General features: G+C 70.2%; 16 protein-coding genes. 8 read left to right on the forward strand and 8 right to left on the reverse strand.

The window, feature by feature from the left end; translation table 11 throughout:
- The first annotated feature begins 235 nt into the window (after window positions 1-235).
- The gene (locus tag ABT294_RS18715) at window positions 236-1,057 is read left to right on the forward strand and encodes an NmrA family NAD(P)-binding protein (protein ID WP_350807138.1); all 822 of its coding nucleotides are present in this window, start codon (window positions 236-238) and stop codon (window positions 1,055-1,057) included.
- 18 nt (window positions 1,058-1,075) lie between these two features.
- Here the strand turns inward: ABT294_RS18715 and ABT294_RS18720 are convergent, their stop codons facing one another.
- Window positions 1,076-1,831, reverse strand: coding sequence for a YaaA family protein (locus tag ABT294_RS18720; RefSeq protein WP_350807139.1), 756 nt, complete (start codon window positions 1,829-1,831; stop codon window positions 1,076-1,078).
- Between the two features lie 63 nt (window positions 1,832-1,894).
- Between ABT294_RS18720 and ABT294_RS18725 the strand changes: the two genes are divergently transcribed.
- Complete coding sequence (locus ABT294_RS18725) at window positions 1,895-2,593, forward strand: GNAT family N-acetyltransferase (protein WP_350807140.1); 699 nt, start codon at window positions 1,895-1,897, stop codon at window positions 2,591-2,593.
- Window positions 2,594-2,980: 387 nt separating this feature from the next.
- Here ABT294_RS18725 and ABT294_RS18730 read toward each other — a convergent pair whose 3' ends face one another.
- The gene (locus ABT294_RS18730; protein WP_350807142.1) at window positions 2,981-3,211 is read right to left on the reverse strand and encodes a DUF7455 domain-containing protein; all 231 of its coding nucleotides are present in this window, start codon (window positions 3,209-3,211) and stop codon (window positions 2,981-2,983) included.
- 248 nt (window positions 3,212-3,459) lie between these two features.
- On the opposite strand from ABT294_RS18730, the gene ABT294_RS18735 reads away from it, so the two are divergent.
- Window positions 3,460-5,526, forward strand: coding sequence for a DNA gyrase/topoisomerase IV subunit B (locus ABT294_RS18735; RefSeq protein ID WP_350807143.1), 2,067 nt, complete (start codon window positions 3,460-3,462; stop codon window positions 5,524-5,526).
- 330 nt (window positions 5,527-5,856) lie between these two features.
- Here the strand turns inward: ABT294_RS18735 and ABT294_RS18740 are convergent, their stop codons facing one another.
- The gene (locus ABT294_RS18740) at window positions 5,857-6,231 is read right to left on the reverse strand and encodes an ester cyclase (RefSeq protein ID WP_350807145.1); all 375 of its coding nucleotides are present in this window, start codon (window positions 6,229-6,231) and stop codon (window positions 5,857-5,859) included.
- Window positions 6,232-6,318: 87 nt separating this feature from the next.
- Between ABT294_RS18740 and ABT294_RS18745 the strand changes: the two genes are divergently transcribed.
- Window positions 6,319-6,786: a MarR family winged helix-turn-helix transcriptional regulator gene (locus ABT294_RS18745; RefSeq protein ID WP_350807146.1), complete on the forward strand. Its 468-nt coding sequence runs from the start codon at window positions 6,319-6,321 to the stop codon at window positions 6,784-6,786.
- A 357-nt stretch (window positions 6,787-7,143) separates the two neighbouring features.
- Here the strand turns inward: ABT294_RS18745 and ABT294_RS18750 are convergent, their stop codons facing one another.
- The gene (locus ABT294_RS18750) at window positions 7,144-8,565 is read right to left on the reverse strand and encodes a DNRLRE domain-containing protein (RefSeq protein WP_350807148.1); all 1,422 of its coding nucleotides are present in this window, start codon (window positions 8,563-8,565) and stop codon (window positions 7,144-7,146) included.
- 285 nt (window positions 8,566-8,850) lie between these two features.
- Window positions 8,851-9,345 (reverse strand): beta-class carbonic anhydrase, encoded by a 495-nt coding sequence (locus ABT294_RS18755; RefSeq protein WP_350807149.1) that lies wholly within the window; start codon window positions 9,343-9,345, stop codon window positions 8,851-8,853.
- Between the two features lie 139 nt (window positions 9,346-9,484).
- On the opposite strand from ABT294_RS18755, the gene ABT294_RS18760 reads away from it, so the two are divergent.
- Complete coding sequence (locus tag ABT294_RS18760) at window positions 9,485-9,799, forward strand: hypothetical protein (RefSeq protein WP_350807151.1); 315 nt, start codon at window positions 9,485-9,487, stop codon at window positions 9,797-9,799.
- An 85-nt stretch (window positions 9,800-9,884) separates the two neighbouring features.
- Here ABT294_RS18760 and ABT294_RS18765 read toward each other — a convergent pair whose 3' ends face one another.
- Window positions 9,885-10,448 (reverse strand): thioredoxin family protein, encoded by a 564-nt coding sequence (locus ABT294_RS18765; protein ID WP_350807152.1) that lies wholly within the window; start codon window positions 10,446-10,448, stop codon window positions 9,885-9,887.
- 50 nt (window positions 10,449-10,498) lie between these two features.
- Between ABT294_RS18765 and ABT294_RS18770 the strand changes: the two genes are divergently transcribed.
- Window positions 10,499-10,873, forward strand: a complete 375-nt coding sequence (locus tag ABT294_RS18770; RefSeq protein ID WP_350807154.1) for a VOC family protein — start codon at window positions 10,499-10,501, stop codon at window positions 10,871-10,873.
- Window positions 10,874-10,962: 89 nt separating this feature from the next.
- On the opposite strand, the gene ABT294_RS18775 is transcribed toward ABT294_RS18770, so the two are convergent.
- Window positions 10,963-11,448 (reverse strand): alpha/beta fold hydrolase, encoded by a 486-nt coding sequence (locus tag ABT294_RS18775; protein ID WP_350807155.1) that lies wholly within the window; start codon window positions 11,446-11,448, stop codon window positions 10,963-10,965.
- 96 nt (window positions 11,449-11,544) lie between these two features.
- Window positions 11,545-14,058, reverse strand: a complete 2,514-nt coding sequence (locus tag ABT294_RS18780; RefSeq protein WP_350807158.1) for a DNA gyrase/topoisomerase IV subunit A — start codon at window positions 14,056-14,058, stop codon at window positions 11,545-11,547.
- A 124-nt stretch (window positions 14,059-14,182) separates the two neighbouring features.
- On the opposite strand from ABT294_RS18780, the gene ABT294_RS18785 reads away from it, so the two are divergent.
- Window positions 14,183-15,004 (forward strand): TauD/TfdA dioxygenase family protein, encoded by an 822-nt coding sequence (locus ABT294_RS18785; protein WP_350807159.1) that lies wholly within the window; start codon window positions 14,183-14,185, stop codon window positions 15,002-15,004.
- 68 nt (window positions 15,005-15,072) lie between these two features.
- Window positions 15,073-17,160, forward strand: a complete 2,088-nt coding sequence (locus tag ABT294_RS18790; RefSeq protein ID WP_350807161.1) for a RecQ family ATP-dependent DNA helicase — start codon at window positions 15,073-15,075, stop codon at window positions 17,158-17,160.
- Window positions 17,161-17,174 lie beyond the last annotated feature (14 nt).

Genomic DNA, 17,174 nt, shown 5'->3' on the forward strand with positions numbered 1-17,174 from the left:
TTGCGTCACGCTCTACATCGTACCCATTCGGCCCGGCCGCCTGCCTTGGGCCCCGGCGTCAAGGGGCCTTGGCGGAGGCTCGCCGCGCCGGTGCACGACACCCGATCCGCCAGCAGCGCCTCCAGCCGGTCGCGATCCAGCGGGAACCGCTCGTCGGCGCCTGCCGCCGGCCTCGTTCCAGCCGGGCTGTCACCGGCGAGATCCATCCCCCCGAATCGATAGGACATTCACCGATATGACCATCCTCGTTACCGGCGCCCGTGGGGCCGTCGCCAGGAACCTCGCCGCCCTCCTGCGGCAGCGCGGCCTGCAGGTCCGCCTGGGCTCCAAGAGCCCCGGCGACCCCGCGATCGTCCGTTGCGACCTCAGCGACCCCACCACCTTCCCCGCCGCGCTGGAAGGGGTGACCTCGGTCTTCCTCTACGCCGAGGCCTCCCATATCGACGCTTTCGTCAAGGAGGCGGTCCGAGCCGGGGTCGAGCACGTCGTGCTGCTCTCCTCGTCCTCCGTGCTCGCCCCGGACGCCGAGGCCAGGCCCCTGGCCGCCTCGCACCTGGAGGTGGAGTGGGCCCTGACCGCCTCATCCCTGCGTGCGACGCTGCTGCGTCCGGGGTCCTTCGCGGGGAACGCCCTGGCGTGGGCCTGGTCCATCAAGTCCGGCCAGCCGATCAGCCTGCCCTTCCCCAACTCCCACACCGACCCCATCCACGAGGCGGACGTGGCCGAGTCGGCTCTCGCCGTCCTCGCCGACCCCGAGCGGGGCGGCCGGGCGTACACGTTGACCGGGCCGCAGTCGCTGACCTTCGCCGAGCAGATCGACACCCTCGCCAGGGTGACCGGCAGGCCCGTCACGACGAAGCCCGTCACCAGGGAGGAGTGGAAAGCGGAGATGGCCGAATACATCCCGGACCGCTACGCCGAGGGGCTCCTGGACTGGTGGCAGTCCAACGACGGCACGCCCGTCGAGATCACCTCGGCGGTGGAGGAACTGACCGACCACCCCGCTCGCCCCTTCGCCACCTGGGCGCAGGATCACCTGGACGACTTCACGGACTGACGAGCGGGTTCGCGGTGGTCAGCGAGCCGGGGCCGGCTCACCGACCTCTACGTCGAGGGTCCAGGGGCGGCCGGTGCGCGGGGGCTCGGTGAGGTGGACGGCGTGGCCGAGGTCCGACAGGACCTTGGCCAACTGGTCGGGCGTGGCGGGGTCGGCTCCGGTTCGCAGGAGGGTCCGGGCGATCTCGCCGCGAGTCGCCTTCGCCATGTGGCTGACGACCTTGCCGTCACGGAACACCCGTACCGCCACCGACCGCTCGCCCGGCTGCCACGCGCCCGCGTAGGTGCCCGAGCGCAGGTCCACCACCAGCCCCGGAAGCCGGTCCAGCTCCTTGGAGATCGTGGGACGCCAGAAAGCCGCCAGCGCCCCCACAGGCGGCAGATTCACGCCCATCGAGAGCCGGTACGGCGGGACGCGGTCGGTGATCCGGAGCACGCCCCACAGCCCGGAGAAGATGAGCACGGACTCCTCTGCCCGCCTCCTCGCCTCGCCCTCCAGGGTGCCGAGACCGAGATTGTCGTAGAGGACGCCCGTGTAGAGGTCGGCAGCGGGGAGGGCGGGGGCGGTCCTGAGCGCCAGGTTCTTGGCCAGCTCGCCTGCCAGGCCGGGCGTCAGGCCCAGGACGTCCAGGGCGTCACGCCGCCTGGACGCTTTGACGAGGGCGGCCAGCACCCGCTTGCGCGGCTTGTCGAGGGCCGGGAAGGACAGGTCGCCGAAAGGGGGACCGCTTCCCTCCGGCGCCTTGCCTTCGGAGGGCGGCAGCAGGATCAGCACAACGCCACAGCCTATAAGCCCTGGTCAGCGAGAGCCGACCGGTACGTCGGCTAGGCTGCGGCGATGGATTTCGACCTGCTCGTTCACGAGGCCTGGCCCGCCTACGACCAGCAGCCCCTGGACGGCTGGATCCTGCGCCACGCCGGAGGCGTGACCAAGCGCGCCAACTCCGTCCTCGCCCTGAGCGCCCCCGCCGATCTCGACGGCGCGATCGCCGCCGCCGAGGCCTTCTACGCCGAGCGCGGAGAGCGTTGCGTCTTCTCCATCGGGCCCGGGACACCTGTGGGGCTCGACGGCGAGCTGGCGTCCAGGGGGTACGAGCTGGTGGACCCGACCGTCATCATGGCGGCCACCCCTGGCGACCTGGAACCCGCCCACGAGGTGCGCGTCGAGGACCGTCCCTGGCCGGGGTGGCTGAAGACGTGGTGGTCGGTCGACGGACGCTACGAACTCGGCGTCGAGGCGGCCGTGCGGATCTGCGCCGGGGTCCCCGCCTGGTACGCGGCGTTCGAGGAGGACGGCGTGGCGCTCGCCGTGGGCAGAGGCGTGCCGCAGGGCGACACGCTCGGCATCTACTGCATGGCGACACTGCCGCAGGCGCGCCGCCGCGGCCTGGCCCGCAGCGTCCTGCGAGCCCTGGTACGGCGGAGCGGCGCACGTACCGCCTACCTGTGCACCACGGCCCGGAACGAGGCCGCCCAGGCGCTGTACCGGAGTGAGGGCTTCGAACTGCGCGGTCACTACCACTACCGCCTCCGCTGACGGACGACGCCCGCCGGGCGCCCGGCAGGGTGTTTCCGGGCCCGGGCCACGAAACGCAGGGCGGACGATCTCCCTGACCGGGGCCGGAGAGCGCCGGCAGGACGCAGGCGCCTCTCCATGGGCGCCGCCGCGCGCTCTCGGCGTCGCGTTCTGTGGCGAAGATGGAGGTGAGTGGCAGCTGGAAGGCGAGGGGCGGGACGGAGTCGGGCGGTGGCTCGGCGACGTCGCTGCGGGAGGACGACCGAAAGGCGTCCAGACAGGGACGCACAACGGTGACAACCCGGCGCTGGGGGCCAGACCCAAACGAGGACGGCGGTTCCGGGCATGCCGGAACCGCCGTCCTCGTTTTACGCGATATGCGGTTATCTCGTTAAGACGAGCAGTTGATCAACGCTCGTCGTTGGGGGCAATTACCGGGGTTTCGCTGAGCCGAGCCGACTCGTCCAGGATGTCGGCGCCCTTGTCGCGCAGCGCTGCCACGTGCTGACGCCCGTGGTGGGCGCAGAACAGCAGCTCCCCGCCCACGGGCAGGGTCGCACGAATGTATGCCTGGGCACCGCAACGGTCGCAGCGGTCGAGGGCCGTCAGCGGCTTAACGGGGGCGAGAGCTCCAGTCACGTATCGCCTTTCGGGTCACCCCCGCCGAAGCGAGGATCTGGCGTCAGTCACTTGGAACAACATCTAACCGGACGTGGACGTTCCCAATCACCCCCTCGCTACGCCCAGAGCAGAATGTGTCCGTAAGTAATGGTGATCAGCCGCTTGGTAACGGTAAACGCGCCGTCATGGCAAGCTAGTACGCGTGCGCAGGGGAAGAGGCGGTAGGCTGCGCACACGTGTTCGATGGCGAGAACAGAGGAGCGGGCGTGACGCTAGTGGAGACGGGTTACACGGCTCGTCACCTGTCGGTGCTTGAGGGCCTCGAGGCCGTCCGCAAGCGGCCCGGCATGTATATCGGGTCCACCGACAGCCGCGGGCTCATGCACTGCCTCTGGGAGATCGTCGACAACGGCGTCGACGAGGCGCTGGCGGGCCACTGCGACCGCATCGAGGTCGAGCTCTACGCCGACGGCTCGATCGAGGTGCGCGACAACGGCCGCGGCATTCCCGTCGACATCGAGCCCAAGAGCGGCCTGGCCGGCGTCGAGCTGGTGTACACCAAGCTGCACGCGGGCGGCAAGTTCGGCGGCGGCTCCTACGGCGCGTCCGGCGGCCTGCACGGCGTGGGCGCGTCCGTGGTGAACGCCCTGTCCTCGCGTCTCGACGTCGAGGTCGACCGCGACGGCCAGATCCACGAGATCAGCTTCCGCCGCGGCGTGCCCGGCGTGTTCGACGGCGACGGACCCACCGCCAAGTTCAAGAAGAAATCCGGCCTGCGCGACGGCGGCAAGCTGCGCGAGAACGTCACGGGCACCCGGGTCCGGTTCTGGGCCGACACGCAGATCTTCCTGCCCGACGCCGAGGTCTCGGTCGACGAGATCCACGTCCGCCTCCGCCAGACCGCTTTCCTGGTGCCCGGCCTGACCCTGGTGGTCATCGACAGCAGGCACGAGGAGCGCGTCGAGGACGAGTTCCGCTTCGACGGCGGGATCTCCGAGTTCACCGAGTTCCTGGCCCGCGACGAGGCCGTCTGCGACGTCCTTCGGATGCAGGGGTTCGGGCACTTCCACGAGACCGTGCCCGTCCTCGACGACCAGGGGCACATGACCCCCACCGAGGTGCAGCGCGAGCTGACCGTCGACGTGGCCGTGCGCTGGGGCAAGGGGTACGAGTCGACCGTCCGCTCGTTCGTGAACGTGATCGCCACCCCGAAGGGCGGCACGCACCTCACCGGGTTCGAGCGCGGCCTGGTCCGCACCATCAACGAGCTGCTGCGCGAGACGCGCCTGCTGAAGAACGGCGACGACCCGGTCACCAAGGAGGACATCCTCGAGGGGCTCACCGGCGTCGTCACCGTCCGGGTGCCGGAGCCGCAGTTCGAGGGCCAGACCAAGGAGGTCCTCGGCACCTCGGCCGCCACCCGGATCGTCTCCCACGTGGTCTCGCGCGAGCTCAAGGAGCTGTTCGCGAACCCGCCGCGCGGCTACAAGCAGCCGCTGCGGGCCGTCCTGGAGAAGATCGTCGCCGCCGCCAAGGCCCGCATCGCGGCCCGCGAGCACCGCGACAACCAGCGCCGCAAGAGCGCGCTGGAGAACTCGGCACTCCCGGCCAAGCTGGTCGACTGCCGCAACGACGACGTCGACCGCAGCGAGCTGTTCATCGTCGAGGGAGACTCCGCGCTCGGCACCGCCAAGCTGGCCCGCGACTCCGAGTTCCAGGCTCTGCTGCCGATTCGGGGCAAGATCCTCAACGTGCAGAAGGCGTCCGTGAGCGACATGCTCAAGAACGCCGAGTGCGCGGCCATCATCCAGGTCGTCGGGGCCGGCTCGGGCCGCTCGTTCGACATCGAGGCGGCCAGGTACGGCAAGATCATCCTGATGGCCGACGCCGACGTCGACGGCGCCCACATCCGCTGCCTGCTGCTGACGCTCTTCCATCGTTACATGCGTCCCATGGTGGAGGCCGGGCGCGTGTTCGCGGCCGTCCCGCCGCTGCACCGCATCGAGCTCACCAACCCCGGCAGGGGCAAAGAGAAGTACATCTACTGCTACTCCGACGCCGAGCTGCAGAAGGTGCTGCGTGACCTGGAGCGCCGGGGCAAGCGCTGGAAGGACCCGGTGCAGCGCTACAAGGGCCTCGGCGAGATGGACGCCGACCAGCTGGCCGAGACCACCATGGACCCGCGCCACCGCATCCTGCGCCGCGTCCGCATCGAGGACGCCGAAGGGGCGGAGAAGATCTTCAGCCTGCTGATGGGGAGCGACGTGGCGCCTCGCCGCGAGTTCATCGTGAGCAGCGCCGCCGAGGTCGACCGCGACGCCATCGACGCGTGAGCACCTGGTAGCCGGTCGGAGGGGTCCAGACGCCGTGGGGCGACGGGCCCTTCCGCCGACCCGGTCTGGGCTGAGGGCGCTCCGCTGGTTGGAGGCTGGGCTCTGAGAGCGGTCCTCCGGGGGTTGGAGGCTCGTTCCTGGCCTCTGTTGAGGCGCCGTGGTTCTGATTGCCCAGCGAGTGCCAGGCGGTGTCCAGCGGCTCACGTGTCAGGTTTCGGAGGTTGAGCGGCCCGCATGGCGGGTTCGCGGGTTGGGCCTGAGCGGTGCGTCGCGCGTTGGTGGGTCAGGCGGCGCGTCGTGGATCGGGCGGCCGCATGGCGGGTTCGCAGGTTAGGCGGCACGTAGTGAGCTCGTGTCGATGACCGGCCAGAACTCGGCGATCTGGTTGTTCTCGATTCTGAAGATGACGCAGGCGCGTACCTCCACGGGACGGTTCGTGGCGGGGAGCCCGAAGAAGGCGCCGGAGTGGGTGCCCTGGAGGACCCATCTGGTGGCCACCTTGTCGCCCTCGGCCACCATGTCCTGGACGTCGAAGTGCGGTTCGGTGAGAGTCGAGCGGATGTGCTCTGAGAGCTGCTTGATTCCTTCGGGGCCCGGCCGCGCTGGGCCGGTTCCGGTGAAGGTGGGAGCGAAGATCTCGTCGACCACGTCCAGCTTGCCCTGGTTGAGCACCTCGTCGTACAGGCGCATGACGATGTCTTTCATCGTGATGTCCTTCCGATAAGCTAGTCGCTAGAGAACCATATCTCTAGTTTTCCTAGATATCTGGAACGTTAAGGAGTCTGCGTCGCGATGTCAAGACGTGCGTCCCTGGTGGCCGGGCTGCTCGAGGAGTTGCGGAAGACCAACGTGCTGTCGGTCTCGATGAGCCAGGCGGCGGCGGTGCGCATCGGCATCAACACCACCGACCTGCACTGCCTGAACCTGCTGAGCGAAGGGCCGCTGACGGCCAGCGAACTGGCCCGGCGTGCCGGGATCACCACGGCGTCCGTGACCGGGGTCATCGATCGGCTGGAGTCCGTGGGGTACGTGCGGCGTGAGCGTGACGACGCCGATCGGCGCAAGGTCGTGGTGACGGTCGACGTGCAGCGGGCGGGCGCCGACGTGGCGCCGGTGTTCGCTCCGCTGATCAAGGCGTGGCGGGCGTCGCTGGGCGACTACAACGACGAGGAGCTTGAGCTGATCACCGGCTTCCTGCGCCGGACGCAGGCCCTCTTCCAGGACGAGGTGGAGCAGATGCGCTCCAAGCCGACACCCTGAGCGGCCGGCGGCAGCGCCCCTGAGCGGTCGGGCTCCTGCGCCGTGCGTCGCGGGCTGCGCGGCTATCACTGCCCTGGCGGCGAACGCCCTCAGCGGGCGGCGGCGAATGCCCCAGCGGCTGGCGGCGAAGGCGCAGCGGCCGGGTGTCGCACCGGTGGCGGGGGTCGCGGCAGGTGCTGTGGTCGGGTGATGATCTCCGCGGGCATGAGGAAGGGGCCGGGAATCGTCCCGGCCCCTGTGGAGCTAACTGGTCAGCCCGAGTGGGTGGCCTCGCCGGTCACCGAACGGACGGTTCAGAGCCGGTCGGTGCTGCCGAGGCGTCACTCCATGGACGTGACGTGTGTGACCTGGTGGAGGTCAGCGCCAGTAGATGACCGTGAGGGTCGGGGGCTTGACGCCCTCGTCCTTGTTCTCCGAGGCGGCGAAGGCGCGCCAGTTGGTGGCCTCCTTCTCGTCCGCCCCCTTGAGCTGGACGCCGTAGTTGGCGGCCCCCGAGGCCCAGGCCTTGGCCATCTTCGTGATCGGCCAGGACAGGTAGCCCGCGCCGCCGGGGCACGGTGCGGTCCAGGTGCGGCCGCGGCCCATGCGGTTCGTCACCTGGCCCTCTTCGGTGGTCGTGGGCTTGTTGTCCCAGTTCAGGTCGGTCTCGTCCCACGCGCTCGTGATCCGCTGAGCGGTGAGGCCCGAGCCCACCCTGAGACCGCAGGCGTTCGTCTCCAGGTTCCACATCGCCATGTTCGCGAAGATGACGCGCTTGCCCGTCAGCTTGCGGGTGTCGAACTTGACCAGGCTGCGCATGATGTCGCCGCCCTGTCCGTTCTCCCATGGCATGGTCCCCGCGATGATCATCGGGTCTCCGGGGTGGGCGGCCCAGGAGGTGGCGACGTCGGTGTCGGTCACGCCCGGCAGGGTGATCACCGGGTCGACGGTCACCGGGTAGACCCGCGCCGGGTCCGCCAGGAACTTGGCGTCCGGCTTGAGCACCAGGACCTTGGTGCCGTTCTGCGTCTCGACCGCCGTGTCGATCTTCGACAGTGAGTCGCCGCGCGGCTTGCCGTGGCCCTTCGAGTCCCACATCACCGGCTGCGGCGCGGCGGCCACCACCTTGTCGTCTCCGGCCGTACTGGTCAGCAGGAGGCGGCCCTCGGCGGACTCGGAGAGCTCCACGCCGTCCGTCTGCACGGGGATGCGGAGTTCGAGCGGGCCGGGGGGACGCTCGCGGAGCACCACGTCGTGCCGGAAGCCCGTGGGCAGCACGGTGACGACGAGGTCGGCGCCAGGGCCCGCGGCGTCGGTGAAGGTGGCGACGTTGTCCTTGACGACCGGCTTGGGCAGCGCGGTCGGCCACTTGATGGAGAAGACGCGGCCGTTGTCGTCGGTCATCTTGGCCAGCGTGCCCTCGCCGCCGTTGGAGACCTCGACCTTGGCCCGCGAGGCGCGCGGCCTGAGCACCGCGCCGTCCTCGGCGAGCGAGGTGTCGATGGGCACCCACTGGCCGTCGCGCTGGACCTGCGAGGGGCCCGAGGTGATGGTCGCGGTGAAGCTGCCGTCGGGGTTGGCGACGGTGGTGCTGGCCTCGTCGGTCAGGCTGGGCACGGGCATGGGTTTGCCCTGAGCGGCGGCCTGGGCCGAGGCGGTCTCTTCGGCGCTCTGGCCGGCGGACGGGAGAGGCGTCAGGGCCGCGGCCGAGGCCTCGAACGCGGTCGCGCCGGTGAGCACGGTCACCGTGCTCAGGCCGAGCGCCAGACGGCCGATGGAACGGTTGAGAGAATTACGCAATTTCCGTCCTAACGTGATGAAAACGGTGCGTGGCATGCGGCCGCACCGGGTGCGGCCGCATGTCTGACCTGAGGGCGTCGAGCGGGGATGGGTCCCCGGCGACGATCACCGATCGTTAGGCGGCGCCGGATTGATGATTAACATGACGTCCCCGTTCTGTCGTAGGCGAACAAGATCGCCGACGGGTCACAGAAATATCACAGGGGAGATCACTGCTAAGTGACGTATCACATGTGTGCGATATATGTCACAAAGCGGTTGGTTATTGAATGAAGCAGAAAGTCGTCACGGGGCGACCGGCAGCAGTTTGCCCGTGCGGACGTCGTAGATGGCGCCGCCCACCGGTAGATCCGGCGGAAGGAAAGGCGACGACTTGATGCGGGTCAGGTCGTGGCGCAGGGCCGCGTTCTGGTCGGGGACGGTGTGGAAGTCCAGGCTGCGGGTGTCGACCCCGCGGCTCGTGGTGAGCGCATGGACGTCGTCGTCGGTGACCTTGGCCATGCCGCAGTCGGTGTGCGGCATCACCAGGACGCGTTCGACACCCAGCAGGTAGACCGCCAGGACGAGGGTACGCAGGACGTCGTCGGTGACACGGGCTCCGGCGTTGCGGAGGATCTTGGCGTCTCCCGCCTTGAGTCCGAGGAGGCCGAGCGGGTCGATCCGGGAGTCCATGCAGGTCACCACGGCGAGGCCGCGGGCTGCCCGGCCAGTCAGGTCGGAGTTTCGGAACTTGTTGGCGTATTTCGCGTTGGCGGCAAACAGATCGTCGAACGCACTCATGTCAAAGATGATTCCGCATGTCGCTTTGATGATGCTTTCCGGGGGGCCGACAGGCGGGACTTGGGCAACATCCCACGATCAGCGCTTACGATGCGTGATGATGTCGTAGCCCAAAGTGTGTTACCTGAAGAAGGATGTCGTGAGTAGGTCTGAATCGCTCGCCGCATGCCTGCGCGCCCACGCCCGGCGCCGTCTCGACCGGGTGGAGTCCAACGACGGAGGTCGCAACGCCAGGTCCGCGCTGGCGCTCCTCGACGCCGCCGCCTACGCGGCCAGCCTGCCGGACGACGACCCGCTCATCGCCATGCTGGACCGGGCCGGCTGCTTCGGCCCGCTGGGATGCGAGGACTTCGACCCGGGCGAGGGCGGTCACCGCCTGATCCGCCACTGGCCCGGCGGCGAGCCCCACGAACTCCTGCTCGCCCTCCCCGCCGCCGTCCACGCCTCCGCCTGACGGCTTTCGCGAAAGGCGCCAGGTAGCCGCTCCCGCCTGGGTCGGGCAGGCCGCCAGGCGGGAGCGAGCCGGGTGGGGCGCGGTGTCAGGCGGGGGCGTTGCCGGGCTTCCACTTGATGCCGCAGCCCATCGACGGAGACTGGTCGGGGTTCACGGGCTCTCCCGACAGGACGGCGTCGATGGCCGCGCGGAGGGACGAACCCGTCACGGGGACGTCGTTACCGGGCCGGGCGCTGTCGAACTCGCCCCGGTAGGCGAGCTTGAAGTGGGCGTCGTACAGGAAGAAGTCGGGGGTGCACGCGGCCCGGTACGCCTTGGCCACCTCCTGCGTGTCGTCGAGCAGGTACGGGAAGGTGAACCCGGCCCTGGCCGCCTGCTCCGCCAGGTGTGTGGGGTCGTCGTCGGGATAGGTCACGCTGTCGTTGCTGCAGATGGCGACGATCGACAGCCGGGAGCCGTAGTCGGCGGCCAGACGTCCGAGGCCCTGCTCGATGTGGCGGACGTAGGGGCAGTGGTTGGACAGGAAGACCACAAGGGTGGCGGGGGAGCCCTTGAGGTCCAGGAGGGAGACGCTGCCGCCGCTGATGGCGGTCAGGTCGAATCCGGGTGCGGGTGTGCCCAAGGGAACCATGAACGAGTTGGCAGCCATGGGTCCATTGTTGTCGGTGGTCGCTGATATGACTCTGCTGGAGGTGTTTCTTGAACGGCATCGCACGATTCCGTACCACTGTCCTTGACTGTCCGAACCCGCGTGAGCTGGCGGAGTTCTACTCCCAACTGCTCGGCTGGCCTGTCGCGCCGGGCGGTGACGACGACTGGATGGTGGTGACCGACGGCGGGCCGCCCAAGCGGCTGGCCTTCCAGCGGGTCGCGGATTTCCAGCCGCCGCAGTGGCCGAGCTCCGACCGTCCGCAGCAGTTGCACATCGACGTGACGGTCGACGACCTCGACAAGGCCGAGGCGCAGGTGTTGCGCATCGGCGCGGTCAAGCACGAGGTCCAGCCGAGCGAGGAGGGCACTTTCCGCGTCTTCCTCGACCCGGCCGGGCACACGTTCTGCCTGTGCAGAGACTGAAGCCGCCCACCACCACCGACCAGGACCGCGGGTTCAGCGGCGTGCGGATGTGGCTCACGAGCTCGCCTCCGCGCCGATGAAGTCGTTGATCACGGTCGCGAGCGCGGGCCCCTGGTCCTCCTGGACGAAGTGACCGGCGTTCCTGATCGTGGTGTGCGGCTGCCCCTGGGCGCCGGGAACGCGCTCTCGGAAGGACTGCTGCGCCCCGCCGTCTCGCGCAGCCGGTCGACGTGGCTCTGGTAGGTGTAGGCGAAGCGGGACGCGGGCTTGTCGGAGCGTCCGAAGCCGACGAGGTCGGCGGCGACGCACCGGTGCCCGGCCGCCACCAGCGGCGGGATGACGTGCCGGTACAGGTAGCTCCACGTCGGCTCGCCGTGCGGCAGCAGCACGGTCTCGCCGGGCGCCGCCACGGCCGGGCGTTCGTCGACGTAGTGCACCCGCAGCCCGGCGCCGACCTCCACGTGGTGCGGCTCGAACGGGTAGTCGGGCAGCCCGTCGAACCGCTCGTCCGGCGTGCGCAGCGCCTCCAGGCCCTGCTCGGCGCCGGCACGCACATCCGAGGTGTCAATAGTCACGCTCTCCTGGTCCGCCCCCGCCTCCGTGGCGTGGGCGGCCGCATCCCGAGAGCCGTGCGGACGCCCGGAGCGTGACATCCGCACCGGAGAGACCGGCTACTCCTCCTCGGGCGCGTCCTCGGAGGGGCTTCCAGCGGCGGTCGCGGGCGCCTCGCCGGAGCCCAGCGCGCCGCCGACGGCGCCGATCGTGTGCGTGAGCCGGACGCCGGAGCCGTCGCGACGGCCGACCTCGTCGGGCAGCGGGATCGGCTTGCCCGTGGCCGAGACCGCCTTCGCCGGAGCGGTTCCCGCCCAGGCCAGCAGCAGGACGTCCTCGCCCTTGAGGAAGCGCTGGGCGCGGACGCCGCCCGTGGCGCGGCCCTTGGCGGGGAACTCGGCGTAGTCGGAGAGCTTGCCGCCGCCCACCTGGGTGCCCGGCAGTGCCGTCGAGGAGCCCGCCACCGTGACCACCTGCGCCGGACGGGTCGGGTCGACCACGCCGAACCAGATCACCTTGGCGTCGCCGTCGAGCCTGATGCCCGCCATGCCGCCCGCCGGACGGCCCTGCGGACGCACCAGCGAGGCGGGGTAGCGCAGGAGCTGGGCGTCGGAGGAGACGAAGACCAGGTCGTGCTCCTCGGATTCGAGCTCGGCGGCCCCCACGACCGTGTCGCCGTCCTTGAGGGTGATGACCTCGAAGGTGTCGCGGTTGGCCGGATAGTCGGGGACGACCCGCTTGACCACGCCCTGTGCGGTGCCGAGCGCCAGGCCGGGGCTGTCGGGGTCGAGGGACCCCAGCCCGACCACCGTCTCGTCAGGGTTCAGCGCGACGAACTCGGAGACCGGATGGCCGCCCGAGAGCGTCGGCGGATTGGCCGAGGGGGGCAGTGTCGGCAGGTCGACCACCGGGATGCGGATCAGCCTGCCCTCCGACGTCACCACGCCCACCTCGCCCCTGACGGAGGTGCGGACGACCGAGACCAGCACGTCGTGGGCCGCGCGCTCGCCCTCGCCCGGCAGCGGCGTCGCGTCGGACGTGCGCGCCAGCAGCCCGGTGGACGACAGCAGCGCCAGGCACGGGTCGTCGGGCACCTCCAGGGTGACCGCCGCGGCGCGCGGCACGCCCGACGACTCCAGCAACACCGTGCGGCGCGGCGTGCCGTACTTCTTGGCCACGTCGGTCAGCTCGGACGAGACCACCTGCCGCAGGCGGGTGTCGGACGACAGGATGGCGGTCAGCTCGGCGATCTCGTCGCTCAGCGTCTGCTTCTCGCGGTCGAGTTCGAGCTTGTCGTACCGGGTGAGGCGGCGCAGCGGGGTGTCGAGGATGTAGGCGGCCTGGATGTCGGTGAGGTCGAAGACCTCCATCAGCCGGGCCCGTGCCTGCGCCGAGTCGTCGGACGAGCGGATGACCTGGATGACCTCGTCGATGTTGAGCAGCGCGATGATCAGGCCGTCGACCAGGTGCAGGCGCTCCTCGCGCTTGCGGCGGCGGTACTCGGAGCGGCGGCGCACGACGTTCAGCCGGTGCTCGACGTAGACGCGCAGCATCTCGCGCAGGCCCAGCGTGCGCGGCTCGCCGTCGACCAGCGCGACGTTGTTGATGCCGAAGGTCTCCTCCATCGGCGTCAGCCGGTAGAGCTCCTCCAGCACCGCCTCGGGGATGAAGCCGTTCTTGATCTCGATGACCAGGCGCAGGCCCTTGTGCCGGTCGGTGAGGTCTTTCAGGTCGCTGATGCCCTGGAGCTTCTTGCTGGTCACCAGCTCCTTGATCTTGGTGACCACCCGCTCGGGGCCCACGTTGTAGGGCAGCTCGGTGACCACGATGCCCTTGCGGCGCGGCGTGATCTGCTCGATCGTGCACGTGGCCCGCATGCGGAAGGTGCCGCGGCCGCTCTCGTAGGCGTCGCGGACGCCCTGGAGGCCGATGATCGAGCCGCCGGTCGGCAGGTCGGGGCCGGGCACGTAGCGCATCAGCTCGTCGAGCGTGGCCTCGGGCTTCTTGATCAGATGGCGGGCGGCCGCGACGACCTCGACGAGGTTGTGCGGGGCCATGTTGGTGGCCATGCCGACCGCGATGCCGGAGGTGCCGTTGACCAGCAGATTGGGGAACGCCGACGGCATGACCGTCGGCTCGGTCTCCTGGCCGTCGTAGTTGGGCTTGAAGTCGACGGTGTCCTCGTCGAGGGCGTCGACCATGAGCATCGCCGCCGGCGCCAGCCTGGCCTCGGTGTACCGCATGGCGGCGGGCAGGTCGTCGGGGGAGCCGAAGTTGCCGTGGCCGTCGACCAGGGGCAGGCGCATGGAGAACGCCTGTGCCTGCCGCACCAGGGCGTCGTAGATCGCGGTGTCGCCGTGCGGGTGGAGCTTGCCCATCACGTCGCCGACGACGCGCGAGCACTTGACGTGGCCCCGGTCGGGACGCAGACCCATCTCGCTCATCGAGTAGAGGATGCGCCGCTGCACGGGCTTGAGGCCGTCGCGGGCGTCGGGGAGGGCGCGCTGGTAGATCACCGAGTACGCGTACTCGAGATAGCTGTTGCGCATCTCGGAGGAGACGTCGATGTCGACGATGCGCTCCTCGAAATCCTCGGGCGGGGGTGCAGTGGGACGTCGGGCCATGTCGAACATTGTGCCGAAGAGAATCAGGTGCCCGCGACTCCAACGCCGGTACGCCGCCACCTCTTCGCTCTTGACCAAGCAATTGCTTGGGCGTTACGTTCCGGAGAGAGGCACACCGCTCTCCGGAGGCGTCATGATCGAGTTCCATCCCGTGACCAAGCACATCGGCGCCGAGGTCACCGGGGTCGACCTGCGCAAGCCGCTGTCCGAGGAAGAGGTCGCCACGCTGCGGGCGGGCTGGCTGAAGCATCTCGTGCTGTTCTTCCGCGACGCCGAGATCGACGACGAGCAGCACCTGCGGTTCGCGCTCAACTTCGGCACGCTGAACCACCCGGCCTTCAAGAAGGACGCCGACACCCCCATCCACGTGCTCGACCAGACCGACCCCAAGGGCGAGGGCGGCGACGAGTGGCACAGCGACAACACCTTCGAACCGACCCCGCCGATGGGGTCGCTGCTGCGCTGCGTCCAGCTGCCGAGCGTGGGCGGCGACACCTGCTGGGCCAACACCTACCTGGCCTATGAGACGCTCTCACCCTCGCTGCGGCGGCTGTGCGACGAGCTGACGGCCGTGCACGACATCACGATGTCGATGAAGAAGGCCATCTCCAAGGGGCACCCGTTCGACCTGGCGGAGATCCAGGCCAAGTGGCCCCCGATCGAGCGGCCGGTGGTACGCGTCCACGCCGAGACCGGCAGGAAGGCGCTGTTCGTCAACCGGGCGTCCACCACCCGGCTGGTGGGGCTGACGGACCGGGAGAACGAGGCCCTGCTGCCGCTGCTCAACGACCACATCCGGTCGCCGGAGTTCCAGGTGAGGCTGAAGTGGCGTCCGGGGACGCTGGCGTTCTGGGACAACCGGCCCACCCAGCACTACGCGGTGGCCGACTACACCGAACGCCGCCGCATGCACCGCGTCACCGTCAACGCCTTCCCCGAGCACGCCGACACGTAGGGGGTCTGACCGCCCGTGGCCAAAGCGTCGTGGCCAAAACGTCGGGGAAACCTGGTAACAAGGAGCACATGACTGAAGCCCCCGATGTGGCGATGCTCCGCGACGAGGCCGAGAGCAGGCTGCGGGCGCTCGCCGGTGAGCACGCCAGGCTGCGCGACGACCAGTGGGCCGCGATCGAGGCGCTCGTCGTCGAGCGGCGCCGGGTGCTGGTGGTGCAGCGCACCGGGTGGGGCAAGTCGGCCGTCTACTTCGTCGCCACCGCGCTCCTGCGCGAGCTGGGCGAGGGGCCGACGGTCATCGTCTCGCCGCTGCTCGCGCTGATGCGCAACCAGATCGCCGCCGCCGAACGGGCCGGCATCAGGGCCGTCACCATCAACTCGGCCAACCCCGAGGCGTGGGAGGAGGTGTACGGGCAGGTCGCCGACGGCCTGGTCGACGTGCTGCTGGTCAGCCCCGAGCGGCTGAACAACCCCGACTTCCGCGACAACGTGCTGCCCGAGCTGGCCGAGAGCGCCGGGCTGGTCGTCGTCGACGAGGCCCACTGCATCTCCGACTGGGGGCACGACTTCCGTCCCGACTACCGCAGGCTGGCCCCGCTGTTCGAGGAGCTGCCGCCCGGCATCCCGGTCCTGGCCACCACGGCCACCGCCAACGCCCGCGTGACCCGCGACGTGGCCGAGCAGATGGGCCACGACACGCTGGTCCTGCGCGGGCCGCTGGAGCGCGAGAGCCTGCACCTCGGCGTCGTGCGGCTGCCCACGGCCGAGCAGCGGCTGGCCTGGCTGGCGCAGACGCTGCACGAGCTGCCCGGCTCCGGCATCGTCTACACGCTCACCGTGGCCGCGGCGCACGAGATCGCCGGCTACCTGCGCGAGCAGGGGCACGAGGTGGCCGCCTACTCCGGCCAGACCGACCAGGCCGAACGGCTGGAGGCCGAGGACGCGCTGCTCAACAACAAGATCAAGGCGCTGGTCGCGACGAGCGCGCTCGGCATGGGCTTCGACAAGCCGGATCTCGGGTTCGTCGTGCACGTGGGCGCGCCGCAGTCGCCCGTCGCCTACTACCAGCAGGTGGGCCGGGCCGGGCGCGGGGTCGAGCGGGCCGAGGTGATCCTGCTGCCCGGCACCGAAGACCGCGACATCTGGGCCTACTTCGCCTCCCTGGCCTTCCCTCCCGAGCCCGTCGTCCGGGCCACGCTGGGGGCGCTGGAGGAGCGCGGCACGATGTCCACCCCGGCGCTGGAGACGGCCGTCGACCTGAGCCGCAGCCGCCTGGAGATGATGCTCAAGGTGCTCGACGTCGACGGCGCCGTCCGCCGGGTCAAGGGCGGTTGGGAGGCGACCGGCGAGCCCTGGGAGTACGACACCGAGAGGTACACGCGCATCGCCGCCGAGCGCCGCTCCGAGCAGGAGGCCATGCTGGGCTACCTGACGACGGCCGAGTGCCGGGAGGAGTACCTGCGCAAGCGCCTCGACGACGACGCGGCCGGTCCGTGCGGGCGGTGCGACAACTGCACCGGGCGGCACCGCTCTCCCGAGATCGCCGCGCAGGCCGTCGAGACCGCCCGCGAGCGGCTGAGCAGGCCGGGCGTCGAGATCGAGGCCCGCAGGCAGTGGCCGACCGGCCTGTCCGACCTGTCCGGGCGGATCAAGCCCGAGCTCGGCGCCGAGCCCGGCCGGGCGCTGGGCCGGCTGACCGACATCGGCTGGGGCAACCGGCTGCGGGAGCTGTTCCACGCCCCCGACGGGCCGATGGCCGACGACATGTTCGCGGCCGTGGTCCAGGTGCTGACGGCGTGGGAGTGGCGGGAGCGGCCGGTGGCCGTGGTCAGCGTGCCGTCCTCGTCCCGTCCGCTGCTGGTGCGCGGGTTCGCGGAGCGGCTCGCGCAGGTGGGGCGGCTCACCTATCTGGGCGAGCTGGGCTACCGGGCCGGGCCGCCCGGGCAGCAGTTCAACAGCGCCAAGCGGGTGCAGGCGGTCAGGGGCACGCTGGCCATGCCGAAGGAGCTGAGCGCCGCCGTCGCCGGGTGCGGCGGGCCCGTCCTGCTGATCGACGACCGCGTCGACACCGGCTGGACGATGACGCTGGCCACCGCCCTGGTCCGCCACGCGGGCGCCCCCGCCGTGCTGCCGCTGGCGCTGGCCGCCACGTCCTGACGCCGCCGTGGCTT

It is taken from the genome of Nonomuraea sp. NPDC000554, from assembly GCF_040300065.1.
Taxonomy (GTDB): domain Bacteria; phylum Actinomycetota; class Actinomycetes; order Streptosporangiales; family Streptosporangiaceae; genus Nonomuraea.